Here is a 22,426-nt window from a genome sequence, read left to right as displayed (position 1 = left end):
CTCTAGAGGGCGTAGATTGCGTTCACGTGGGCATACATACTCACAGCTGTACCAACTGGATCCGCAGCATCAAGTCTGCTACCTCGTTAAAGCGCCTCGAGATAGCGCAAGCACTCGTCAGCATCGGAGCTAACGAAGCAGCCGAAGTCCTCCTTCAGGCGAAGGTCACGCCGAGCCAGCATGGCGCTCAGCGGCCCCTCGGTGAAGAATGCATCGCAGTACCCGATGGCCGCCGCCGCGTGATCGAAGTCGAACAGGTCGTTGGGCTTCAGTGCCTGCCCCTTGTTCCAGCGCACAGCGGCATGCAACAAGCATTTGATGTGAAGGCTGCGCATGGCCTTGCGTCCACCTTCCGTGTCCAGCGCGCCGACCAAGAAAGACAGGCAATGTCGGTCAACGTCGGCACGTTTAGCGGTCCCCTCGGCTGGCAGCGGGCCCGCTTCAGCAGGCAGCATCGGCGCCAGGATCTGCGCCAGCGTGCCCGCAAACAGGTCCAGCACGCCGATCAATTCACCCTTGTAGGTCTTCCGAAAGCTCTTGAGATCAGCGGCGTGTATCTGGTTCTGTTCGTTCAGATTCGCCGACGTCTGTCGGAAGTGAAGTGGATCGGCGTGGACAAATGCCTCGCCAAGGTGCGAGCACATCTGAACCAGAGAGACGTTGTCCCACATGTGGTCGAAGAACGCCTTCTGGATTGCCAGGTTAGTCGCGGCATCGAAGGCCATCTTCGTGGAATGCACAAACCCCATCACGTAGCTGAGCTTCGACCATGTCAGTTCCCTCAAGGGGTACACACTGGTCCCTGGTTTCGCCGAGTGCACGTAATGCGCAATCTCCGTTCCGACGCGCAGGTGAAACGGGACGAGCGTGACGCCCAGACTGAGCTCGTCGATCAGTTCCGCCGTAGCCACCCGCGAGGCGCTGTCTGTCTGCTTGAACAGTTCAAGGAAAGTGCTGTCGCTGATCGGGCAGAACGCAACGCCGGATTTCACCAGCCCGCGCAGCATCGACAGCATTTGCAGGCCTCGATCGGGCTTCCCGGCGCGCATCGCATCACGAAGCAGAATCCAGAAGCACAGGTCCAGATAGATGGCTTTCCTGGGCGCCAGCAGCGCGCCCAGTTCCAGCAGCCTGCTGCGCGTATGTCGATCGAGGCTCACCTCTGGCGACGCTCTGTGCCTATCGATCGACGATCCCACCTGTTGCGGATTCATGCAATGACCCTCGTGTACCTACGCGTCTTCGAGCTTGGACATGAAGTGTGCAAACTCGATCTGCGCGTCGTAGAGGCGACGGCGACGGCCTGCTTCAAGTCGTCTTTCAACGACTGATAAAGCTCCTCCACATGGGGGCGATCCTCTCGCGACAAGTGCCTCTTGTCGCCCAGCAGGGCCATAATCGCTTCGCATCGCGCATCGGATCCGGCCAGTTTGTCCCGAATCGACTGAAGTTCCTGATTGCCCACGCGCTCCTCTCAGAGATCTGTGGCCTGCCAAGCCCCAATCGCGAATCGACAGCCTTCCGGCACTTGCATCGCTGCGCGCACCGCAGCTGCTGCCCCCTCGCTCGCGGCATGCAAGGACGCTCGCGCGGCAGCGTCTGCCCCCTCGGATGCAGCCGTCAGGCACAGCGCCGACGTCCGCTACATTCCGCCAAGGGTCGCCTCAAACTCACGAGCGAACGCAGCTTCCAGTGCTATCCGCTGGAATTGGCTGCAGCCAGAGGCCCTCAGCGCGAACGGTGTAGTAGCCCTTCATCGTAATCTCCATACTGTATCAAAGTGCAGCATTCAGCATTCAGCGTTCTAGTCGACTTAATCGCCAAACCCTTTCGGGCGTGCGTGGAGCCCAGAAGCTGAGAGGCTCCTAGTTGCAGACGTTGAAGTGAAAGCAGTACGCGCCGCTCCCGCTGAGAGAGCGGTGCTTCTTGCCGACTGCGTCTCGTGTCGGAGGCCTCAGCTCGAACGGAATGCGCGCTTCACTAGCGCGATGCGCGTCACAGTCCTGAGCTCATACGCCATGACACTTCTTGAATTTAAGGCCAGAGCCACAAGGACATGGATCGTTGCGCCCCACCTTCGCGCTCTGGCGAACGATTGGCGCAACTCGGGCCGCAAACGGAGCAGCTCCGGCACGCTCAGGCAGTCTGCGCTGAGGGGGAGGCCCCTTCTCGCGAATTTCGGCAATAAGGCGCTTTTGCGCGGCGAGCTGGGTCTGCATGGGCGCCGGCGCACCCTCAATGAGAGGCTCAAGCCGCCGCATCTCCGATTCTGCGTTGTCGAACTCACCGCTATAGGCCAGTATGACCGCATATAAGCTGCGTGCATCCAGCATCTTGCCGACCATAGAGTGTCGCTGGATGAACGGCAGGACAAAGTCCTCCATTATGTTGCGAGCGCCCAGGAAGTCATTCACCCATACGAAGTCATCAGCGACATCGAGTCCGGCACGCACATAGGAGTCAAGGGCGCCAGCGATCTCATAAAACCGCATGGCATGAATTCGCGCGAGCGGCACTCTCTGCCCCGTCTTTCTACCAATCTTTGCGAGGAGTTCAAGTGCATCGGCGAGATGCTTGACGTCATCGATGTCAAGCGATGGCTTGTCGATGGCCTCCCAAAGCTCCGCTTGCCTCAGGCCCATGACCTGCTCCGGGGAAATGCCGAGCACTTCGTAGTACTCGTCAATAACACCGGAGACAACCTGCTCAGCAACATGGTGCGAGCCAATGGAAAAGAGAGCCGCAGCGGCGTTGTAGGCCAGTATGCGTTGATGGCCCTTTAGATCGGGCATGTCGCGGGAGGCCTGCTCAAGGGCGGCCATCACGCCGTCTTCATCGCGCAGCACGCCCGCAAGATTCATGCGCTTCATCCAGAGCCGAGCTCGATGCGTTGGCGAAAGACCGAATTGCTCAACGACGCGTTCACATGCTGCCAGCCACTCAACTATCTTGTCGGCTTGCTCCCGCACTCCGTGTTTTAGCGCCGAGAAGATCAACCCATCGTAAGCCCAGAACTGCTGCTCGGGTTCCAACCTCCCCGAAGCCAATGCTTGTTCGAGAGCAAACGAGACTTCAGGAATGACGCCCATCTCATGGAATATCTCTTCCCCCATCAGCTCGATCAGGGGCTCGAGATGATTACGGGCAGAAAGCAGTCTCGCCCAAAAAACGATTCGACCGAAATCTCGATGCTCCTGCAGGGATTGCAGAATGATCTCGGACAGCTCTTGCAGTGCCCGTGCCTCGAGCACTGGTAGATCGCTAGATCGAATTTTGCCAAAGGTACGAACAGCATCATGGATGCGAGCACGATCGCCCCCGACGCTTTGCGCCAAACCCAGTATCTTGAGCTGCCTCACTACACTGGCGGCGCCCACTTCATCCATGTCTAGGCATGCCCTCAAAAGCTTGAGCATCTCCGCGCGGGATAGGGGAACCTCAGAAAAGCTGAGGGCGCAGGCTGCCTGCTGCTGTTGAAGCGGCAAGCTGTCGAAGACTCGCTCCAGAATCACCTCCTGGGCAGTGACTGCGCCGTGGAGGCCTCGTTCTAGTGAATGCACAAAGTCGTCAATGCTGCCGTTGTGCTCCGACGCGGCCAAGCGAGCAGCGCTTTGCACGAACAACGGATAGCCTCCCGTCAGGACGCGCAGATGCTCCATTCCTTCGATGGTGCCGATGCAACCAAGCGCTGCGGCTTCGGCCGCCACATCCTCGACAGACCAGCCGCGAAGGTCTTCACGTCGAATGCCCTGCAATGCTTCCAGCTCGGCCACCGTGCGTCCGGGGTGGCCGAGCAACACGAGGCGGATGCTCGACGTATTCCTAGCGACCTGCTCCAACGCCGTCGATGGCAAGGCGTGGGCGTTGTCGATCACCAGAATGGGAGAGCTGCCTTTCTCCTGCAATGCCTGGTCCAAGGCGCGAAGCGATTCAAGGCCGCTGGCACCGGGAAGTAGAACCCTCTCCAGAGCCATCGAACCTGCCAACTGGGCGGCGCACTCCCGCACCAGGGCCGATGGCAGGGCAGCGGGAGCAGTGTCTCCTGCGTCGTAGTAGGCGCACGCATTTCCGGAGTGCGCGGCGGTCTGTGCCGCCCAAGACGTCTTACCTGCCCCCGAAAAGCCGCAGACGACCCGAACGTACTCGGTCGATTCAATCGCCGGCTCGTTCTGGTGCGGCCTGTAGTGAAGCAACAGCTCAGGAAAATCGTGCAGTTGGCGTGCGAACTGCTCGAAGAGGGCCGGCAGGCCTTCCGCAAGAAACTGATGGTCGCCATAGGGCCATGTCCCGCTGGACGCAAGCGCCACATTTGCGGCTAGCTTCCACACCAGCGTTTCGGCTGCGATTGTTCGCAGTGGCAACTGTTCTGCAGCCGTCGTGCACCAGGCGACCGCACTCGCGATGTCTCGCCACGCAGGCGGTAGGCCTGGAGCTTGAGGTCCGATGCGGCCGCCCGGCCATTCCAAAGAATCGTAGTTCAGGTCCCTTTCGGCAAGCGCCCGCGCCAATACTTCACCGGGTGGTTGATTCGAAACAACGACAAACTGTGCATCACCGGCTCTTCGCCCGGAGATGTGCTCCTGTCGCAACGTGGCAAATCGCTCCAATGCGTCCCCAATGTCGGACTGAATCAATGGACGGTTACGCGTCTTGACTTGCACATAGACCGCCAGAGATGAGAACTGCAGTTCGATGTCTTCGTCCAGCTCGACTCTGATTGCCCTGAGGTCCGAGCCTTGAGCGGAAAGCAGGCAACCAGCGGCGAAGAGGTGCTGGTACATGAAGCCTCGATGAACGGCTTCGATCCTGACAAGCTGGGCTGGATCCAGAATGACCATGAGGATGGCGGACGGAAAAGTTGAAACCTGTAACAGTATTTCATGATCGGTCCCTTCCGATGCGTTCCGACTTCTACGGAACTCGAGGCGTCCCGGCGCGATCCGCTGTCAGGCTCTTGTGCGCGGCATCACGCCGGGCATGCCCGTCCTGGCGCCCACCAGCGACCGCAATCGCTGCAAAGCAGCCACGCGCGCGCCAAGTGCACCGGATGACTGCTCCCGCCCCAAAGCAGACATCCGCCAAGAAAAATGGGCGCTACCCAGTAGCGCCCATTTCCAACCTTCGCAGGAGCGATTCACGCTTCCAGCTGCTTTTCCAGCCGGTCCAACACCTCATAACAAGCCAACACCTGCCCCACACTCGAATTCGGCTCCCGCCCTTCGCGAATGGCGGCAATGAACTCCCGATCCTGCAACTCGATCCCGTTCATCGACACATCCACCTTGCTCACGTCGATCTTCTCTTCCTTCCCGGTGAAGAGATCGTCGTACCGCGCGATGTACGTCGCCGTATCCCCGATGTAGCGGAAGAACGTCCCCAGCGGCCCGTCGTTGTTGAACGACAGGGAGAGCGTGCAGATCGCCCCGTTCTCCGCCTGCAGCTGGATGCTCATGTCCATCGCGATGCCCAGGTTCGGGTGGATGGGGCCCTGGATCGCATTGGCCTTCACCACGCGTGAACCGGTCTGGTACTGGAACAGGTCCACCGTGTGCGCGGCGTGGTGCCATAGCAGGTGGTCGGTCCAGCTGCGGGGCTGGCCCAAGGCGTTCATGTTCGTGCGGCGGAAGAAGTAGGTCTGCACGTCCATCTGCTGGATGTGGAACTCGCCCGCCTTGATCTTCTTGTTCACGTACTGGTGACTCGGGTTGAAGCGGCGGGTGTGGCCGCACATGGCGACCAGGCCCGTCTTCTTCTGCGTCTCGACGACCGCCCTGCCCTCCTCCAGCTTGTCGCACAGCGGGATCTCCACCTGCACGTGCTTGCCGGCCTTCATGGCGGCGATGGATTGCTCGGCGTGCATCTGCGTCGGCGTGCACAGGATGACGGCGTCGACGTCCGGGCGGGCCAGCGCCTCGTTCAGGTCGGTGGTGACGTGCTTCGCGCCGTACTTCGTCGCCACTTCCTGCGCCTTGCCCAGCTCGCGGCCGATGATGGAGGTGACCTCCACGCCTTCGATGTTCTTCAGGCCGTCCAGGTGCTTGATGCCGAAGGCGCCGGGGCCGGCGAGCGCGATGCGCACGGTCTTGTTGTTGCTCATTGGTTGTTCTCCAGGATCAGGTGGCCGACGGCCGTGTTTGATGCGGGCACGTGGTAGAAGCGGTGCTTCACGGTCGGCTTCTTGCCGCCGGCGACATCCGCCATCGCACCGCGGGCGATCAGCCACATCACCAGCTCGATGCCTTCGCTGCCGGCTTCCTTGACGTACTCGATGTGGTTCACGTTGGCCAGCGCCTCGGGGTCGTCAATCAGGCGGTCCAGGAAGCGGTTGTCCCACTCCCGGTTGATCAGGCCGGCGCGCGGGCCCTGCAGCTGGTGGCTCATGCCGCCCGTGCCCCAGATCTGCACGTTCAGGTCTTCGTCGAAGCTCTCTACCGCCTTGCGGATCGCCTGCCCCAGCTTGAAGCAGCGCATGCCGCTCGGCACCGGGTACTGCACCACGTTCACGGCAAACGGAATGACCTTGAAGGGCCACTCCTTGGGCTGGCCGCACATCAGCGACAGCGGCACCGTCAGGCCGTGGTCCACGTCCATCTTGTTGACGATGGTCAGGTCGAAGTCCTGCTGGATGACCGAGTGCGCGATGTGCGCGGCCAGGTCCGGCGCGCCTTCCACCTTGGGCACCGGGCGCGGGCCCCAGCCCTCGTCGGCCACGGCGTATTCGTCGGCGGTGCCGATGGCGAAAGTGGGGATGAAGTCCAGGCTGAACGCGGTGGCGTGGTCGTTGAAGACCAGGAAGACGACGTCGGGCTTGTTGTCCTTGATCCACTGGCGGCTGAAGTCGTAGCCGGCGAAGACCTTCTGCCAGTACGGCTCCTGCGTCTTGCCCAGGTCCATGGCCGCGCCGATGGCGGGCACGTGCGAGGTGTAGACGGATGCGGTGATGCGGGCCATTACTTGCCCTCCTCTTTCTTGTCGGTCCAGGTGGAGGGGCGGCCGCCGCCGATCATCATCTCGCGGTAGGCCTCCTCGGTCATGCCGGTCATGGAGCCGGCCATCTGCTGGAAGCTCTTGCCGTCGGTGGCGCCGATCTTGGCCAGGAAGTAGATGTTGCCGCCCAGGGCGATGCAGCGGTTCAGGTCGCGCGCCAGCACGGCCTGCTTCTGCTCCTCGGTCATCTTCCACTCGTCCAGGTAGGCGCGTTCGTCCTTCTTGAAGCGCTCGCGGTTCTCCGCCTTCATCAGCGACATGCAGAACTGGTTGAGCCAGTAGCCCTTGCGGCTTTGGTCGGCGTCGAAGATCGTCGTGCCGGGTACGCCGGCGTAGGGTTTCTCCAAAGGCATGGTCGCCTCCTCTCTATCGGGTGCACTCGAAGCTGGCCGCGGCGTTGGGGTCGCCCCCCTTGTACCGGGGCCACGTGGGCCATTCGCACAGCGGGCGCGCGCGCGTCACGGCGAACGGCGGCCTGCCTTCCTGTTCGACCAGTTGCAGGCCCGCGGGTTCGCGGCCCTGCTCCACCCAGTCGACCAGCGCGGGGAACAGTTCGGCGTTGCCGGGGGCGCCGGTGCCGACGTGGTCGACGCCGGGCGCGGTGTACAGGCGGGCGAAGCGGCGCACGTTGTCGGCGCCCAGGCGCTGCTGCACGGACTGGAAGTACGCGATGCCGGCGTACGGGCTCTGCGCGTAGTCGGCCATGTTCTCCAGCAGGATCAGCTTGCCGCCGCGCGCCTGGAAGGCGGACAGGTCCGGGTTGGTCGCATCCATCAGCGCCGAGACTTCGCGCACGCGCGGCAGGTGGTCCTGGATGCGGTAGCTGCGCAGGTCCGCCTGCGGGTTGCGGGCATAGAAGTACTGGATGGCGCCGGCGCCGTAGAACCAGGCGATGCCGTTGGCCTGCACCGGCGGGAAGGCCGGCGCCTGCGTGCCGGTCCACCACGACTGCCAGCCGCCGGTGGGGCCGAAGGAGCGCGTGTTCTCGCCGCTCGGGCCGCGGCCCGGGTACTGGCGCACGCCGTGGGCGATCTCCGCCGGCAGGTCCAGCGGCGCATGCAGGGTCTTCACGGCGCGGATCTGCGCGTCGTTCAGGCAGGTCGGTCCGGTGGTGGCGGAGCAGCGCAGGAGTTCGACGTTGAAGCGTTCGCGGCAGCCCACCGGGTTGGAGACGACGCTGTCGGTCAGGCCGTCGGCGCCGTCGCAGGAGGCCAGCACGGCGTCGTGCACCAGCTTCACGTGCGCGGGCGACAGCCAGGCGTCGCCCGTGATCGCCAGGCCGTCGCGCAGGCCGGCGTGCTGCAGGCCGGTCCAGTTCAGCACCGGCACGCGGCTCAGGATGCCGTCGAAGTCCTGGGGGTAGCGCTGCGCCATCATCACGCCCTCGCGGCCACCCTCGGAGCTGCCGACGAAGTACAGCTTCTGCGGGTCGCGGCCGTAGGCCTGCCGCATCACCGCCACGGCGACGTCGCGCACCTTCTTGTACGAGGCATGGGCGAAGTTCACCAGCGCCTCGTCGTTCAGGGCGAAGGTTTGCGGCGGCTGGCCCGGCTGGTTCTGGTGGCCCGAGTCGGTGCCGTAGGTGACGTAGCCGCGGGCCAGCGGCACGGGCTGGTCGTAGCGGGCCGCGGGCACCAGCGCCGTGCCGGTGATCAGCACGCCGTTGAAGCCGCCGCCGCCGTACTGCACCGAGCGGCCGTTCCACTGCACGGGCAGGTTCACCTGGAAGTGGATCGCGGGCGCCTGCGGGTCCACCGGCGCGATGCGGCCCAGCACCTTGCAGTGGGCCGGCAGCGCCGGCGTGATCATGCCGGCGGGGGTGGCGCCACGCTCCGCGACGGCCAGGTCACTGGCTGCGACCATCGTCGCGGAGTCGATCGTCGCGGCGCCGCTGGGCAGGCCGATGGCCGAGGGCGCGATGCGCGTGCCCTGCATCGCCGTGCAGTTGTCCTGCTTCAGCGGCGGGATGGGCGTCCCGCCGGGCGTGGCACAGCCCGCCAGCAAAGCGGCGGCGGCGGAAGCGAGCAAGGCGCGGCGCAGGGCGGTCATCACTTCTCCTCGGGCCAGTACATCCGGTTGGGGTTGTCCACCAGCAGCTTCTGCTGCAGTTCCTTCGTGGTCGCGATCTCGGGGATGAAGTCGACCAGCAGGCCGTCGTCCGGCATGTGGTTCTTCAGGTTCGGGTGCGGCCAGTCGGTGCCCCACAGCACGCGGTCGGGGAAGTTCTCGACGACCTTGCGGGCGAAGGGCACCACGTCGCGGTAGGCGTGCTGCTCCCCGTTCAACGCCGGCGGGCCGGACACGGACAAGCGTTCGGGGCAACTCACCTTGCTCCACACGTTCTCGTGCTGGCGCATGAACTTCAGGAACAGTTCGAACTCGGGCCCGCCCACCGGCTTGGTCACGTCGGGGCGGCCCATGTGGTCGACCACCACGGTGGTCGGCAGCGCAGTGAAGAAGTCCCACAGCTCCGGCAGGTCGACGGACTCGAAGTAGATGACGACCTGCCAGCCCAGCGGCGCGATGCGCGAGGCGATCTCCATCAGTTCGTCCTTGGGCGTAAAGTCCACCAGCCGCTTGACGAAGTTGAAGCGCACGCCGCGCACGCCGGCGGCATGCATGTCCTGCAGCTCGTTGTCGCTGATGCTGCGGCGCACGGTGGCGATGCCGCGGGCCTTGCCGTTGGAGCGCTTGAGCACGTCGAGCATGGCGCTGTTGTCGGCGCCATGGCAGGTGGCCTGCACCACGACGTTCTTGGCGAAGCCCAGGTGGTCGCGCAGGGCGAAGAGCTGGTCCGCGCTGGCGTCGCAGGGCGTGTACTTGCGCTCGGGGGCGTAGGGGAACACTTCGCCGGGGCCGAAGACGTGGCAGTGCGCGTCGACGGCGTTGGGCGGCAGCTGGAAGCGCGGCTTGCTGGGGTTGGAGTACCAGTCGAGCCAGTCGCCCGTCTTGGTGAAGCCGCCGGAGGTGGGTTTGGTCATGGCCTCAGTCGATGTAGCGCAGCCCGGCCTTCGCCAGCGGCTCGCGCATGTTGTACATGTCCAGCCCCAGCACGCCGGAGGCGAGCTTCTCGCGCTTGGCGCCCTCGTTGGCTTCGCGCGCGGCGGCGGCTTCCAGGGTCTTCTTCGCCATGGCGGCGGGCACGCAGACCACGCCGTCGTCGTCGGCCACGATCACGTCGCCCGGCGTCACCCAGGCGCCGGCGCAGACCACGGGGATGTTCACCGAGCCCAGCGTCGCCTTGATCGTGCCCTTGGAGCTGATCGCGCGGCTCCACACCGGGAAGCCCATCTCGGTCAGCGTCTTCACGTCGCGGCAGCCGGCGTCGATCACCAGGCCGCGGGCGCCGCGCGCCTGGAACGAGGTGGCCAGCAGGTCGCCGAAGAAGCCATCGGTGTTCTCGGAGGTGCAGGCCGCCACCACGATGTCGCCCGGCTGGATCTGCTCGGCGACGACGTGCATCATCCAGTTGTCGCCGGGGTGCACGAGCACCGTGACAGCGGTGCCGGAGATCTGTGCGCCCGCGTAGATCGGCCGCATGTACGGCTTCATCAGGCCCACGCGCCCCATGGCCTCGTGCACGGTGGCGGAGCCGAACTTCGCCAGCGCGTCGGCGGTTTCCTTGTCCGTCCGCTTGATGTTGCGGTAGACGACACCCAGTTCGTACATGTTCAGCGTCCTTGCTGCTTGAGGCGCGCGTCGAGGCGCGGGAAGACACGGCGGGTATTGGCTTCGAAGATCTGGTGCTTGTCCTCGGGGGACAGGATCTTCGAGGCGTCGATGTACTTCTTCGTGTCGTCGTAGTAGTGGCCGGTGGTCGGGTCGATGCCGCGGACGGCGCCGATCATCTCGGAGGCGAACAGCACGTTCTTCACCGGGATCACGGTGTTCAGCAGGTCGATGCCGGGCTGGTGGTACACGCAGGTATCGAAGAACACGTTGTTCATCACGTGCGTGTCCAACAGCGGGCGCTTCATCTCCTGCGCCAGGCCACGGAAGCGGCCCCAGTGGTAGGGCACCGCGCCGCCGCCGTGCGGGATCAGGAAGCGCAGCGTCGGGAAGTCCTTGAACAGGTCACCCTGGATCAGCTGCATGAAGGCGGTGGTGTCCGCGTTCAGGTAGTGCGCGCCGGTGGTGTGGAAGGCCGGGTTGCAGCTGGTGCTGACGTGGATCATCGCGGGGATGTCGTACTCCACCATCTTCTCGTAGATGGGGTACCAGTGCCGGTCCGTCAGCGGCGGCTCCTTCCAGTGGCCGCCCGACGGGTCCGGGTTCAGGTTGATGCCCACGCAACCGTACTGCTCCACGCACTTCACGAGTTCGGGGATGCAGGTCTTCGGGTCCACTCCGGGCGACTGCGGCAGCATGGCCACCGGCACGAAGTGCTCGGGGAACAGCTGGCTCACGCGGAAGCAGAGCTCGTTGCAGATGGCCGCCCAGGTGCTGGAGACCTGGAAGTCGCCGATGTGGTGCGCCATGAAGCTCGCGCGCGGCGAGAACAGCGTCAGGTCGTTGCCGCGTTCCTTCATCAGGCGGAGCTGGTTGTTGACGATGGTCTCGCGGATGTCGTCGTCGCTGATCTTCAGCTCCGCGGGCTTCGGCATCACGGACGGGTCCTTGATGCCGGCGATCTGCTTGTTGCGCCACTCCTCCAGCTGCTTCGGGGCGGTGGTGTAGTGGCCGTGGCAATCGATGATCAGGCTCATGAAGTCTTCCAGGAGGGGACGGTGGCCGCGAACGGCGGGGAAATCAGGCAGCGGGTTCCATGCCGTTGCGGCGCTTGGCGGCTTCGGCTTCGGGCGAGGCCATGAAGGCCAGCATCTCGCGCACGGCTTCGGCCTGCGTCGAGGTGGCGCACACGGCGCCGGAGAAGGTGGTGGTGATCTGCACGGCCGCCGGCATCGGCCCGACGACGTCGATGCCTTCCTGATGGATCAGCTCGCTCAGTTGCTGGAAGCCCAGGGCCACTTCGCCGCGGGCGACCAACGCGCCGACGGGGATGCCCGGCTGCGCCTGCACCAGCCGGCTTTGCAGGTCCTGCGCAATGCCCCAGCGCTGGAACAGCTGGATCAGGGCCACGCCGCTCGGGCCGGTCGAATAGCCGATGGTGCCCGCGGCGGTGACGGCGGTGCGCAAGGCTTCTTCGGTGGAGAGGTCCGGATGCGGGTGGCCGGTCTTCACGGCGACGGCCACGCCGGAATCGACCAGGTCCACGCGGCTGCCGGCAACCACGTGGCCGGACGCCGCCAGCTTGTCGATCGCATCGGCGGCGAGCACCACGAAGTCGAAGCGCTCGCCGGCGGCCACGCGCTTGGCCGCGTCGACGCCGCCGACGGATTCCACCTGCACCTTGCGGCCGGAACGCTGTTCCCAGGCGCGGGCGAGTTCGCCCAGCACCTGGCGGGTGGCCATGGAGGAGATGCCCAGGAGGGGGGATGTCATGGCGCGATTGTGGTCGCCGCACCCGGCCCGCGACAGGGAAGCGCGCGACTAGCAGCTATGCCGCTTCGGCATAATCGAAAGCAAGTTATACCGCTTCATGGACCTCAAGCAACTCGAGTACTTCGTGCGCGTGGCCGAACTCGGCAGCTTCACGCGCGCCGCGATCGAGCTCGACGTGGCCCAGCCGGCGCTGAGCCGGCAGGTGCGCTTGCTCGAGGTGGAGCTGCGCCAGACGCTGCTGGTGCGCAATGGCCGCGGTGCCGTGCCGACGGAGGCCGGCAAGCTCCTGTTGGACCACGGGCGCGGCATCCTGCACCAGGTGGAGCGGGCCCGCGAGGACCTCGGGCGGCTGCGCGGCGGCTTGGCCGGTCGGGTCGCAGTGGGCTTGCCCAGCAGCCTGGCGCGGGTGCTGACCGTGCCGCTGAGCCGGGCCGTGCGGGAAGCCTTGCCGGAAGCGAAGCTGTCGATCAGCGAGGGGCTGTCGGCCAGCCTGCAGGAAGGGCTGGCGAGCGGCCGGCTGGACATCGTCGTCCTCTACAACGCGCAGCCGTCGCGCGAGCTGGACGTGACCCCGCTGCTGGAGGAAGACCTGCTGCTGGTGCGCGCCCGGCCGCCGGGGCTGCACGAAGACCCGCCGCCAGGGCCGGTGTCGCTGGAAGAGGTCTCGAAGTTGCCGCTGATCATCCCGACGCGGCCCAATGCGATCCGCATGCACGTCGAGGCGGAGATGGCGGACATCGGCTGCCGGCCGAACGTCGCGCTGGAGATCGACGGCGTGTCGGCGATCCTGGACCTGGTGCTCGATGGTGCCGGCTGCGCGATCCTGTCGCGCAACGCGCTGCTGAACTCGCCGCGGCCGTCGGCCTATACGGCGCAGCACATCGGCACGCCGCCGCTGCGCATCCGCCTGTCGCTCGCCACCAGCCTGCAGCGGCCGGCGACCCCGGTGCAGAAGGCGACGCTGGAGTTGATCCGGGCGAAGGCGCCGGAGGTGGTGGCGCGGGGGTTGTGAGAGGAATCCGTCATTCCCGCCTCCGCGGGAATGACGGCTATTGCACCGCGACTTGCGATTCGGCGACGAACGCGTCCAGCCTGGCGATCGCTTCCTGCACGCCGGCCTGCATCTGCGCCGGCTGCAGCCCCTCCGCCTCGTCCTCCAGCCGCCCACACACCGCCGCCAGCTGCATCGCCCCCAGCGTCGCCGCCGATCCGCGGATGCGGTGGGCCAGGCGCTTCAGCTCCAGCCCGTCGCTGATGCCGATGGACTTCTGCAGGCCCTCACGGGTCTGGCGCAGGAAGATCTCGCGAGCCTGCTGGAACAGTTCCAGGTCGCCGTAGAAGCGCTCCTCGATCGCGCTGCTGTCGAACGCCGGCAACGCGGGTGCCGCCTCGACCGGCGGCGCGGATTCGGGCGCGACAACGGGCGCATCCCCCAGCCAGCGCTGCAGCTTGTCCGCCAGCACCGCCATCTCAACGGGTTTCGTCAGGTAGTCGTTCATGCCCGCGGCCAGGCAGCGGTCGCGGTCGCCCGAGGTGGCGCTGGCGGTGAAGGCGATGATGGGCGCCTGCATGCCGTCCTCGCGCAGCACGCGCGACGCCTCCAGGCCGTCCATCACGGGCATCTGGCAATCCATCAGCACCAGGTCGTAGCGGCCGGTGCGGCAGGCCTCCACCGCCTCGCGGCCGGTGAAGGCGACGGTGACGTTGGGGTAGCCGAGCTTGGCCAGCAGGCGTTGCGCCACCAGCTGGTTCACCTCGTTGTCCTCGGCCAGCAGGATGCGCACGTTCTCGCGCACCGCATGCGCGGCGGGCCGCTCCACCTGCGCCGGCGCGCGGGCGACCTGCAGCGGGATCGTGACGGTGAAGGTGGATCCATGGCCCAGGCGGCTCACCAGCGTGACGTCGCCGCCCATCAACTGCGCGAGCTGCCGCGAGATCGCCAGGCCGAGCCCAGAGCCATCGTGGCGCCGGCTGGCCGACGCGTCCACCTGCGAGAAGCGGGTGAAGAGGCGCGCCTGGTCCGCCTCCGAGATGCCCATGCCGGTGTCGAACACCTGGAAGCACAGCTGCGGCGGCTGCGCGTCGGCCTTCACGAACACGTTGAGCGAGAAGCCGCCCTCGGTCGTGAACTTGAGCGCGTTGCCCAGCAGGTTCAGCAGGATCTGGCGCAGGCGGCCCGGGTCGGCCGAGATCCAGCGCGGCAGCCCAGGCTCCTGCCGCAGGTCGAAGCGGATGCCCTTTTCGCCCGCGCGCACCAGGAAGACGTCGGCGACTTCGTTCACCAGCTGCGGCAGGTCGGTCGGCACGAGCTCCAGCGTCAGGCGGCCGGCCTCGATCTTGGAGAAGTCCAGGATGTTGTCGACCAGGCTCAGCAGCGACTTGGCGCAGCTGTCGATCATGCCGACCGAATCCTTCTCCATCGGCGGCAGGTCGGCGGCGGCGAGCAGCTGCGTGAGGCCGATCACGCCATTGAGCGGCGTGCGGATTTCGTGGCTCATGGTCGCGAGGAAATCCGACTTGGCCTGGCTGGCGGCGTCGGCGGCCTCCAGCGCGCGGTGCAGTTCGGCATAGGTGCGCTTGCGCTCCGTGATGTCCTTGCAGGTGCCCACCACGTACAGCGCGCGCCCGTCGGGGCCGCGCTCGCTCACCTCGGCCTGCGTGAGCACCCAGACCAGCGAACCGTCCTCGGCGCGCATCCGGTGCTCCAGCGACAGGTGCGGGATCTCGCCCTTGAGCAGCTTGCGCCGGCCTTCCATCACGCGCGGCACTTCCTCGCGCGGGAAGTAGCGCATGGCGTCCTGGGTGTTGATGTCCTCCACGCCGCCGGCCACCTTCAGCATGCGCGTCCAGCCGGGGGAGAGGTGCACCGCGCCGGAACGCAGGTCGATCTCCCACAAGGCCAGGCCGGAGGCTTCCAGCGCGCGCGCGAGTTGCCGGTTGCGGTGCTGCAGCTCCTGCTCCAGCCGCACGGTGGCGGTGACGTCGACGGCGGTGCCGACGAAGGCGATGGGCGCGAGGTCCGGGCCGACCATCCGGGCGCGGAACTTGATCCAGCGCACCGGGCGGGTGGCCGTCTCGCGGGTGCGGAAGATGCCCGCGTAGGGCTGCCCCGCACGCACCGCCTCCTGCCAGCCGGAGCCCAGCGCATCGAGGTCTTGCGGATGGATCGCGTCGGCCCACTGGAAGCCGGTCAGCTCCGAGACGGCGCTGGCCCCCAGCATTTCCACCCACTGCGCGTTGCCATGCAGCACCGCGCCCTTGGCATCGGCGGAGAACATGCCGACCGGCGCCAGTTCCGCCAGGATCGACGCGTCGGCCACCAGCCGGCTGCGGTCCACGCCCGTCATCGTGGCGGCCAGTTCGGTGAAGCCCGAGGCCTCCTCCATGGCGCGCACGGCGGCGTCCTGCACGTGCCGTGCGGGGCTGGAGGGGACAGGCGAAGGCGACGACGGCTTCATGACGGACAACTTCATGAAAGAAGGAGCGATGCCCCGGCGGACGGGGAACGGACAGGGGCGCACCGAAGCGGCGCGAGGCGTAACGGGAAGTTTCGCGCAGCCGAGCTGGGCCGCCTTAAGCGATTCCTGTAAGCCGCGGCAGGCGCGGCCCGGAAACCGGACAAGTTACCGCAACAGCGCCTGCGCCGCCCCCACCGCCAGGGCCAGAGTGAAGAAGGACGCCAGGGTGGTGGCGAGCTGCGCCGCAGCCGCCATGGCGTCGTGTCCGTGCTTCTGCGCGAGCACGGGATAGATGCCCAGCATGGGGACCGCGGCCATCACGACGGCCATCACCTGCAGCTCGCGCGGCATCGGCGGCAACAGCAGGACGGCCGCCAGCACCAGCAGCGGGTGCAGCAGCAGCTTGCCCGCGGCGATGACGGCCACGTCGCGCACCAGGCCGCGGGAGGAGATGCCGGCCAGCGAGCCGCCGATCACGAACAGCCCGAGCGAGGCGCAGGCCGCCGCGAACAGGTCCACCGTGCGCGCCGCCGGCTGCGGCAGCCGCCAGCCGCCCAGCGAGAAGAGCAGGCCGAGCGCGATGCCCCAGATCATCGGGTTGCGCACGATGCCGCGCAGCGACTGCCGCAGTGCGGCGCGCAGGCGCTGACCACGCGTCTGCCCTGCCCCGGCGTCCCCCGTGTCGCTGTCGGCCAGCGCCAGCGAAAGCGGCAGGGTCAGGAAATTCTCGACGAGCATCGCGAGCGCCAGGCCGATGCCGGCGTGGACCGGCCCGAACAGCTGCGCCACGAGGGGAAAGCCGATGAACCCGCTGTTCGGGCACGACATGCCCATGCCCACGATGGCCGCCGCCGACAGCGGCTTGCCGGCCACCTTGCGCGCCCACAGCACGCCGGCGAGGTTGGCGCCGACCGAGCCGAGTGCATAGGCGGCGATGAAGACGGGGTTCAGCACCTCGGCGAAGCTGCGCTGCGAGAGGGCGTTGAACAGCAGCGCGGGCAATGCGAGGTTCACGACGAACTTGCCGAGCACGCGCATGTCGCCACGCTCGAACAGGCCGGCCCGCGTGCAGAGGAAGCCGATGGCCGCCACCAGGTAGATGGGGCCGGTGATGGCGAGGATGGAGAGCACCGGGCTTTACTCCCTCTCCCTCTGGGAGAGGGTGGGGGTGAGGGCACGGGGCGCTCGCGCAGGTGCTGCGCCGATTCCAGCGCCGGATGCCCTCACCCTACCCTCTCCCAGGGGGAGAGGGAAAGAATCCCTCATCGGTCCCGCTTCCGTTCATCCAGCTGCCGGTCCGCGTAGTCCTGCCAGCGGGCGCCCTTGGGCAGGTCGCGGAACAAGCCTGCCCTCGCCTGGTCCGCCACCCACTGCTGCTTGGCCGCGATCGACGCGGTCATCAGCGGCGCGAAGCCCGCCTCGCGCACGGTGTTCGCCGCCTCGCGCATCTCCTCCGCGCGGCGCTGGCCATGCTGCACCACGCGGCTGAAGAAGTAGGCGCCCTGCTGGTTCCAGTCGATGCTGGGAAAGGTCTCCTGCAGCGTCGGCAGCACGTGGTCCTCGACGCCGTAGGCACGGGCCGTCGTGTAGCTCTCGATGACCAGCGCCTCCAGGCCCTTGATCATCACGCTGCGGCACATCTTGATGGCGCTCGCCACGCCCAGCCTCTCGCTGACGGCCTTCGCGTCCATCTCCCACGACGCCAGCAGCTGCGCGAGTTCGGCCGCCTTGGCGCCGCCCAGCAGCATCGGCACCTTGATGCCGTACGGCGGCACGGAGGTCATGACGCCGGCTTCGACGTAGTGCGCGCCGCGCGCGTCGACCGCCGCGGCCGCCTGCTGCTTGGTGCCGGGCGAGGCGGAGTTGAGGTCCAGGAAAATGGTTCCGAGCCGCAGGAACTGCGCCGCTTCCTGCGCGACGGCCAGCGTGTTCGAGGCGGTGACGGCGGAAATCACGAGGTCGCTCGCCTCGCACAGCTCGCGCAGGGAGCCGCAGGCGCGCACGCCCTGCCCGCGCGCGTGCGCCTGCTCGGCGTCCGCCGTCGCAGCGTTGGCGAACTTCAGGTCCCAGGCGGACATCTCGGCCACCCGGGGCTTCAGGCCGGCGGCAAAGGTCTTGCCGACCTCGCCATGGCCGACGACGCCGATGCGCTGCACTTGCATGCGGACTCCCTGCTTACTGGCGCGGGATCTTCGCCCGCGCGATCACGTCGCTCCAGCGGCGGATCTCGCTGGCCAGCAGGCCGGCGAGCTGCTCCGGGGTGCTGGAGCGGGCATCGACGTTCAGCTCCGCGAGGCGGCGGCGCAGGTCGGCGTTGCCCAGCGCCGCCTGCAGCTCGCGGTTGATGCGCAGCACGACGTCGCGCGGCGTGCCGGCGGGCGCGGCGAGCGCATTCCACGAAGCGATGTTCAGGCCGGCGAGCGCGCCACCCGATTCGGCGGCTGTAGGGATGTCCAGGCCGGCCGGGCGCTTGTCGCCCAGCACCGCCAGTGCGCGCAGGGCCTTGGCGGTGATCTGCGGCTTGACGGGGCCGAGGATCTCCACGGCCGCATCCACTTCGCCGCTGCGCAGCGCGGTGATGACCGCAGGGGTGCCGTTGAAGGGAACCACCTGCGCGTCGATGCCGGCGGTGCCCTTGAACAGTTCGGCCGCCAGGTTCTGGGTGCTGCCGACGTTCACGGTCGCCAGGTTCAGCTTGCCCGGGTTCGCCTTGGCATGCGCCAGCAGGTCCGCCAGCGTCTTGAAGCGCGAGTTGTCCGGCACCAGCACCGCGATGTCGAAGGTGCCGATCAGCGAGACCGGCGCGAAGTCCTTCTGCGCATCGAAAGGGAGCTTGCTGAACAGGCCGGCGCTGACCGCCGTGCCGTTGGACATCAGCAGCAGCGTGTGTCCATCGGGGTCGGCGCGCGCCACCACCTCGCCGGCGCTGACGCCGCCCGCGCCCGGCTTGTTCTCGATGACCACCGACTGGCCGACCTGCTCGCCCAGCTTCTGCCCCAAGGCACGGGCCGTCAGGTCGGCGATGCCGCCGGCGCCGAAGGGCACGACGATCCGGATGGCCTTGCGCGGCCAGGTCGTGCCCTGGGCGGCGAGCCAGGGGGTGGTGACGGCGGCGAGCGTGCCGGCGATGGCGAGTCTGCGGCGGGAGTCCATCGCCTTATCGTGCCACACCCAGCAGGCGGTCCAGCAACTCGGGCGAGCGGCGCAGCGTCGCCGCGCTGTCGGCGTGCACGATGGTGCCGTGGTCCAGCACGATCGCCTGGTCGGAGATCGCCAGGATCGCCTGCGGATGCTGTTCCACGATGATGGCCGAGAGGCCCTCCTCGCGCGTGATGCGCGAGATCGCCTTGAGCAGCTCGCTCACGATGATGGGGGCCAGGCCCTCCAGCGGCTCGTCCAGCAGCAGCAGGCGCGGATTGACGACGAGCGCGCGGCCCATGGCCAGCATCTGCTGCTCGCCCCCGGACAGCTGCGTGCCCAGGTTGCCCTTGCGCTCCGCCAGCCGCGGGAACATCTCGTACACCCGCTCCGGCGTCCAGCGGCCCGCGCGCTGCACCGCCGTCAGGTTCTCGTGCACCGTGAGCGACTTGAAGATGTTGCGCTCCTGCGGCACCCAGCCGATGCCGGCGGCGGCGCGCTGGTGCGAGGCCAGCTTGTGCAGCGCCGCGCCCGCCAGCGAGATCGTGCCACCGTGCTGGCGCGTGGCGCCGGCCAGCGTGTTGATCAGCGTGGTCTTGCCCGTGCCGTTGCGACCGAGCAGCGCCAGCGTCTGCCCTTCCGGCAGCGCGAAGGAGATGTCGTGCAGCACCACGGCTTCGCCGTAGCCGGCACTGAGCTTCTCCACCTTCAGGAGTTCAGCCATGCGCGCGCTCCCCGGCCTGCACGGCCTCGTTGATCTCGTCGCCGTGGCCCAGGTACACCGCCTTCACTTCCGGGTTGGCGGCGATCTCCTCCGGCGTGCCTTCGGTGAGCACCGTGCCGTTGACCAGGACGGTCATGCGCTTGGCGAAGCTGAAGACCAGGTCCATGTCGTGTTCGATCAGCAGCACCGACACGTCGGCCGGCAGCGCGGCGACGGTCTGCAGCAGTTCCTCGCGCTCGCCCGCGGGCACGCCGGCCACCGGTTCGTCGAGCAGCAGCACGCGCGGGTCGCTGGCCAGCGCGATGGCGATCTCCAGCAGGCGGCGCTTGCCGTAGGCCAGGTGCTCGGTGCGCTGGTTGGCCACTTCGGCCAGGTGGAACTGCTCCAGCAGCTGCTGCGCGCGTTCGGCGACGCCGGCATCCTTGCCGAGCGGGCTCCACCAGCGCGCGCCGTGGCCGCGGTGCTGCGACACGACCAGCGCCAGCGTCTCCAGTGGCGTCATCGAGGCGAACAGCTGGTTGATCTGGAAAGTGCGCACCATGCCGCGGCGCACGCGCTGGTGCGGCGCCAGGCCCGTGATGTCCTGGCCTTCCAGCGTGATGCGGCCTTCGGTGGCGTCGAGCACGCCGGTCAGCAGGTTGATCAGCGTGGTCTTGCCGGCCCCGTTGGGGCCGATCAGCGCATGGCGTGCGCCGCGCTTCAGGTCCAGCGTGACGTTGTTGGTGGCCGTGATGCCGCCGAAGCGCTTCACCAGCCCCTGGCAGGAAAGGACGACCTCGCTCATGCCTGCCCCCTGCGGAACCACGTCCAGGGTTTCAGCAGCCGGTCGCGGCCGACCAGCACCAGCACGACCAGGAACAGGCCCAGCCAGAAGGTCCAGTACTGCGGCGTGATCTGCGACAGGAAGTCCTGCATCAGCTTGAAGACCACGGCGCCGAGCACGCCGCCATAGAGCCAGCCGACGCCGCCGATCACCACCATCAGCATCACGTCGGCGGAGCGGTGGAACTCGAACACGTCGATGGAGGCGAAGCCGGAGGTCTGCGTGAACAGCGCGCCGGCGGCGCCCGCCATGGCGGCCGCCACCGTGTAGACCGCTACCAGGCGCGAATGCACCGGGATGCCGATCGCCATGGCGCGCAGGCGGTTGTCGCGGATCGCCTTGAGCGTGGCGCCGAAGGGCGAATGCACGATGCGGCGCGCCAGCAGGAACACCAGCAGCAGCACGGTCAGCGAATAGTAGGCGGCGGTGCGGCCGGCCAGGTCGAACTCGAACTTCCCCAGCACAGGGGAGAACATCAGGCCCTGGATGCCGTCCATGCCGCCCGTGAGCCAGTCGAGCTTGTTGGCCAGCTCGAACAGGATCAGCGCGATGCCCAGCGTGACCATCAGCCGCGTGAGGTCGGTGCCGCGCAGGATGGTGAAGCTGGCCAGGAAGCCGAGCACCGTCGCCGTCGCAATGCCCGCGAGCAGGCCCAGGTGCGGGTCCGGCATCACGTGCTTGCAGAACAGCGCCGCCGTGTACGCGCCCATGCCGAAGAAGGCCGCGTGCCCCAGCGAAACGATGCCCGTGTAGCCGAGCACGAGGTCGAGCGACACGGCGAACAGGCCGACGATGGCGACTTCGTTGACGATGGCCGCGTGCGAGGGGAAGAGCGTCGGCGCCGCGAACAGCAGCAGCCAGACCACCGGCTCCCAGGGTTTCATGCGCGCATTGCGCAGCAGGTTCGTCTGCGCGGGGATCATGCCTTGCCTCCCTGGCGCACGAACAGGCCGTGCGGCTTCCACAGCAGGATGACGATCATCAGCGCGTAGACGATGAAGGCGCCCATCTGCGGGATGTAGTACTTGCCGGCCACGTCGGCGATGCCGAGCAGGAGCGCCGCCAGCAGCGGGCCGGTGATCGAGGAGGTGCCGCCAACGGCCACCACGATCAGGAAATAGATCATGAACTTCAGGGGGAAGGAGGGGTCGAGGCCCAGCACCTCGGCGCCAAGCGCGCCGCCGAGGCCGGCCAGGCCGGAGCCGAAGGCGAAGGTGGAAAGGAACACCACGTTCACGTTGATGCCCATGCCGGCGGCCACGCGCTGGTCGTCGACCGAGGCGCGCAGCCGGCTGCCGAAGCGGGTCTTCGCCAGGATGTACTGCAGGCCCAGCGTGAGCGCCGCGCACACCGCGATGATGAACAGGCGGTAGTGGCCCATGCCCAGCGAGCCGATCTCGGTGCGGCCCTTGAGCCATTGCGGCAGCTGCATGATCTGCTGCGTGGAGCCGACGTAGTAGTCCACGGCCGAGACCGACATGAAGACCAGGCCGATGGAGAACAGCACCTGGTCCAGGTGCGCGCGGCGGTACAGCGGCCGGTAGAGCGTGCGTTCCAGCACCGCGCCCAGCAGCGCGGCGCCGATGAAGGCGGCCGGCAGGCTGAGGAGGAAGGGCACGTCCAGCCGCTGCATCAGCAGCACGGTGATGTAGCCGCCGGCCATGGCGAAGGCGCCGTGGGCCAGGTTGATGAAATTCATCAGGCCCATGGTGACGGCCAGTCCGACCGCCAGCACGAACAGCAGCATGCCGTAGGCGATGCCGTCGAAGAGGATGGTGAGCATGGGGTGGGATTCTTCTCCCTCCCCCTCTGGGGGAGGGCTGGGGTGGGGGCGCACGCCGGGAGCGCCCCCAT

19 protein-coding genes are annotated in these 22,426 nt (G+C 67.1%); 1 reads left to right on the top strand and 18 read right to left on the bottom strand.

Features of this window, described 5'->3' with window-relative positions; all coding sequences use genetic code 11:
• Positions 1-86 precede the first annotated feature (86 nt).
• From IM787_RS15040 to IM787_RS14995, 10 genes are all read right to left on the bottom strand, one after another.
• On the bottom strand, positions 87-1,214 hold the full coding sequence (locus IM787_RS15040; protein ID WP_193677492.1) for a hypothetical protein: 1,128 nt from the start codon (positions 1,212-1,214) through the stop codon (positions 87-89).
• 795 nt (positions 1,215-2,009) lie between these two features.
• The gene (locus tag IM787_RS15035; protein ID WP_193677491.1) at positions 2,010-4,781 is read right to left on the bottom strand and encodes an ATP-binding protein; all 2,772 of its coding nucleotides are present in this window, start codon (positions 4,779-4,781) and stop codon (positions 2,010-2,012) included.
• Between the two features lie 353 nt (positions 4,782-5,134).
• A complete protein-coding gene (locus IM787_RS15030) occupies positions 5,135-6,097 on the bottom strand; it encodes a Gfo/Idh/MocA family oxidoreductase (protein ID WP_193677490.1) in 963 nt (320 codons plus the stop codon).
• A complete protein-coding gene (locus IM787_RS15025; protein ID WP_193677489.1) occupies positions 6,094-6,951 on the bottom strand; it encodes a class III extradiol dioxygenase subunit beta in 858 nt (285 codons plus the stop codon). Before IM787_RS15025 ends, IM787_RS15030 begins: the two co-directional genes overlap by 4 nt.
• A complete protein-coding gene (ligA, locus tag IM787_RS15020) occupies positions 6,951-7,340 on the bottom strand; it encodes a protocatechuate 4,5-dioxygenase subunit alpha (protein WP_193677488.1) in 390 nt (129 codons plus the stop codon). Before ligA ends, IM787_RS15025 begins: the two co-directional genes overlap by 1 nt.
• Before the next feature lie 13 nt (positions 7,341-7,353).
• On the bottom strand, positions 7,354-9,036 hold the full coding sequence (locus IM787_RS15015; RefSeq protein WP_227494389.1) for a tannase/feruloyl esterase family alpha/beta hydrolase: 1,683 nt from the start codon (positions 9,034-9,036) through the stop codon (positions 7,354-7,356).
• The gene (locus tag IM787_RS15010; RefSeq protein WP_193677487.1) at positions 9,036-9,968 is read right to left on the bottom strand and encodes an amidohydrolase family protein; all 933 of its coding nucleotides are present in this window, start codon (positions 9,966-9,968) and stop codon (positions 9,036-9,038) included. Before IM787_RS15010 ends, IM787_RS15015 begins: the two co-directional genes overlap by 1 nt.
• Positions 9,969-9,972: 4 nt before the next feature.
• Complete coding sequence (ligK, locus tag IM787_RS15005; RefSeq protein ID WP_193677486.1) at positions 9,973-10,656, bottom strand: 4-carboxy-4-hydroxy-2-oxoadipate aldolase/oxaloacetate decarboxylase; 684 nt, start codon at positions 10,654-10,656, stop codon at positions 9,973-9,975.
• A gap of 2 nt (positions 10,657-10,658) precedes the next feature.
• The gene (locus IM787_RS15000) at positions 10,659-11,693 is read right to left on the bottom strand and encodes an amidohydrolase family protein (RefSeq protein ID WP_227494388.1); all 1,035 of its coding nucleotides are present in this window, start codon (positions 11,691-11,693) and stop codon (positions 10,659-10,661) included.
• A 43-nt stretch (positions 11,694-11,736) separates the two neighbouring features.
• Positions 11,737-12,429, bottom strand: a complete 693-nt coding sequence (locus IM787_RS14995; protein ID WP_193677485.1) for a substrate-binding domain-containing protein — start codon at positions 12,427-12,429, stop codon at positions 11,737-11,739.
• 97 nt (positions 12,430-12,526) lie between these two features.
• Here IM787_RS14995 and IM787_RS14990 point away from each other — a divergent pair, with 97 nt between their 5' ends.
• Positions 12,527-13,441 carry a LysR substrate-binding domain-containing protein gene (locus IM787_RS14990; RefSeq protein ID WP_193677484.1) on the top strand — a complete coding sequence of 305 codons (915 nt, stop codon included), beginning with the start codon at positions 12,527-12,529 and terminating at the stop codon, positions 13,439-13,441.
• Between the two features lie 37 nt (positions 13,442-13,478).
• Here IM787_RS14990 and IM787_RS14985 read toward each other — a convergent pair whose 3' ends face one another.
• The 8 genes from IM787_RS14985 to IM787_RS14950 all read right to left on the bottom strand — a co-directional run bounded on the left by IM787_RS14985 (position 13,479) and on the right by IM787_RS14950 (position 22,355).
• On the bottom strand, positions 13,479-15,902 hold the full coding sequence (locus IM787_RS14985; protein WP_193677483.1) for a PAS domain-containing hybrid sensor histidine kinase/response regulator: 2,424 nt from the start codon (positions 15,900-15,902) through the stop codon (positions 13,479-13,481).
• 150 nt (positions 15,903-16,052) lie between these two features.
• Complete coding sequence (locus tag IM787_RS14980) at positions 16,053-17,018, bottom strand: AEC family transporter (RefSeq protein WP_193677482.1); 966 nt, start codon at positions 17,016-17,018, stop codon at positions 16,053-16,055.
• A gap of 131 nt (positions 17,019-17,149) precedes the next feature.
• Entirely contained in the window at positions 17,150-18,049 is a 900-nt protein-coding gene (locus tag IM787_RS14975) for an NAD(P)-dependent oxidoreductase (protein WP_193677481.1), read from the bottom strand.
• Positions 18,050-18,062: 13 nt separating this feature from the next.
• Positions 18,063-19,040, bottom strand: coding sequence for a Bug family tripartite tricarboxylate transporter substrate binding protein (locus tag IM787_RS14970; protein WP_193677480.1), 978 nt, complete (start codon positions 19,038-19,040; stop codon positions 18,063-18,065).
• Positions 19,041-19,044: 4 nt separating this feature from the next.
• Entirely contained in the window at positions 19,045-19,749 is a 705-nt protein-coding gene (locus tag IM787_RS14965; RefSeq protein ID WP_193677479.1) for an ABC transporter ATP-binding protein, read from the bottom strand.
• Positions 19,742-20,533 carry an ABC transporter ATP-binding protein gene (locus tag IM787_RS14960; RefSeq protein ID WP_193677478.1) on the bottom strand — a complete coding sequence of 264 codons (792 nt, stop codon included), beginning with the start codon at positions 20,531-20,533 and terminating at the stop codon, positions 19,742-19,744. The genes IM787_RS14965 and IM787_RS14960 overlap by 8 nt, the downstream gene beginning before the upstream one ends.
• Positions 20,530-21,495, bottom strand: a complete 966-nt coding sequence (locus tag IM787_RS14955) for a branched-chain amino acid ABC transporter permease (protein WP_193677477.1) — start codon at positions 21,493-21,495, stop codon at positions 20,530-20,532. Before IM787_RS14955 ends, IM787_RS14960 begins: the two co-directional genes overlap by 4 nt.
• Positions 21,492-22,355 (bottom strand): branched-chain amino acid ABC transporter permease, encoded by an 864-nt coding sequence (locus IM787_RS14950; RefSeq protein WP_193677476.1) that lies wholly within the window; start codon positions 22,353-22,355, stop codon positions 21,492-21,494. The genes IM787_RS14955 and IM787_RS14950 overlap by 4 nt, the downstream gene beginning before the upstream one ends.
• Positions 22,356-22,426 lie beyond the last annotated feature (71 nt).

It is taken from the genome of Ramlibacter pallidus (assembly GCF_015070875.1).
Lineage (GTDB): Bacteria > Pseudomonadota > Gammaproteobacteria > Burkholderiales > Burkholderiaceae_C > Ramlibacter > Ramlibacter pallidus.
The sequence above is the reverse complement of the archived record's forward strand: the minus strand, read 5'-3'. Positions and strand labels throughout refer to the sequence as shown.

Bases quoted from the DNA above. Each gene is read 5' to 3' on its own strand.
- IM787_RS15040 (WP_193677492.1), bottom strand. From the start codon at position 1,214: ATGAATCCGCAACAGGTGGGATCGTCGATCGATAGGCACAGAGCGTCG.
- IM787_RS15035 (WP_193677491.1), bottom strand. From the start codon at position 4,781: ATGTACCAGCACCTCTTCGCCGCTGGTTGCCTGCTTTCCGCTCAAGGC.
- IM787_RS15030 (WP_193677490.1), bottom strand. From the start codon at position 6,097: ATGAGCAACAACAAGACCGTGCGCATCGCGCTCGCCGGCCCCGGCGCC.
- IM787_RS15025 (WP_193677489.1), bottom strand. From the start codon at position 6,951: ATGGCCCGCATCACCGCATCCGTCTACACCTCGCACGTGCCCGCCATC.
- ligA (WP_193677488.1), bottom strand. From the start codon at position 7,340: ATGCCTTTGGAGAAACCCTACGCCGGCGTACCCGGCACGACGATCTTC.
- IM787_RS15015 (WP_227494389.1), bottom strand. From the start codon at position 9,036: ATGACCGCCCTGCGCCGCGCCTTGCTCGCTTCCGCCGCCGCCGCTTTG.
- IM787_RS15010 (WP_193677487.1), bottom strand. From the start codon at position 9,968: ATGACCAAACCCACCTCCGGCGGCTTCACCAAGACGGGCGACTGGCTC.
- ligK (WP_193677486.1), bottom strand. From the start codon at position 10,656: ATGTACGAACTGGGTGTCGTCTACCGCAACATCAAGCGGACGGACAAG.
- IM787_RS15000 (WP_227494388.1), bottom strand. From the start codon at position 11,693: ATGAGCCTGATCATCGATTGCCACGGCCACTACACCACCGCCCCGAAG.
- IM787_RS14995 (WP_193677485.1), bottom strand. From the start codon at position 12,429: ATGACATCCCCCCTCCTGGGCATCTCCTCCATGGCCACCCGCCAGGTG.
- IM787_RS14990 (WP_193677484.1), top strand. From the start codon at position 12,527: ATGGACCTCAAGCAACTCGAGTACTTCGTGCGCGTGGCCGAACTCGGC.
- IM787_RS14985 (WP_193677483.1), bottom strand. From the start codon at position 15,902: ATGAAGTTGTCCGTCATGAAGCCGTCGTCGCCTTCGCCTGTCCCCTCC.
- IM787_RS14975 (WP_193677481.1), bottom strand. From the start codon at position 18,049: ATGCAAGTGCAGCGCATCGGCGTCGTCGGCCATGGCGAGGTCGGCAAG.
- IM787_RS14970 (WP_193677480.1), bottom strand. From the start codon at position 19,040: ATGGACTCCCGCCGCAGACTCGCCATCGCCGGCACGCTCGCCGCCGTC.
- IM787_RS14965 (WP_193677479.1), bottom strand. From the start codon at position 19,749: ATGGCTGAACTCCTGAAGGTGGAGAAGCTCAGTGCCGGCTACGGCGAA.
- IM787_RS14960 (WP_193677478.1), bottom strand. From the start codon at position 20,533: ATGAGCGAGGTCGTCCTTTCCTGCCAGGGGCTGGTGAAGCGCTTCGGC.
- IM787_RS14955 (WP_193677477.1), bottom strand. From the start codon at position 21,495: ATGATCCCCGCGCAGACGAACCTGCTGCGCAATGCGCGCATGAAACCC.
- IM787_RS14950 (WP_193677476.1), bottom strand. From the start codon at position 22,355: ATGCTCACCATCCTCTTCGACGGCATCGCCTACGGCATGCTGCTGTTC.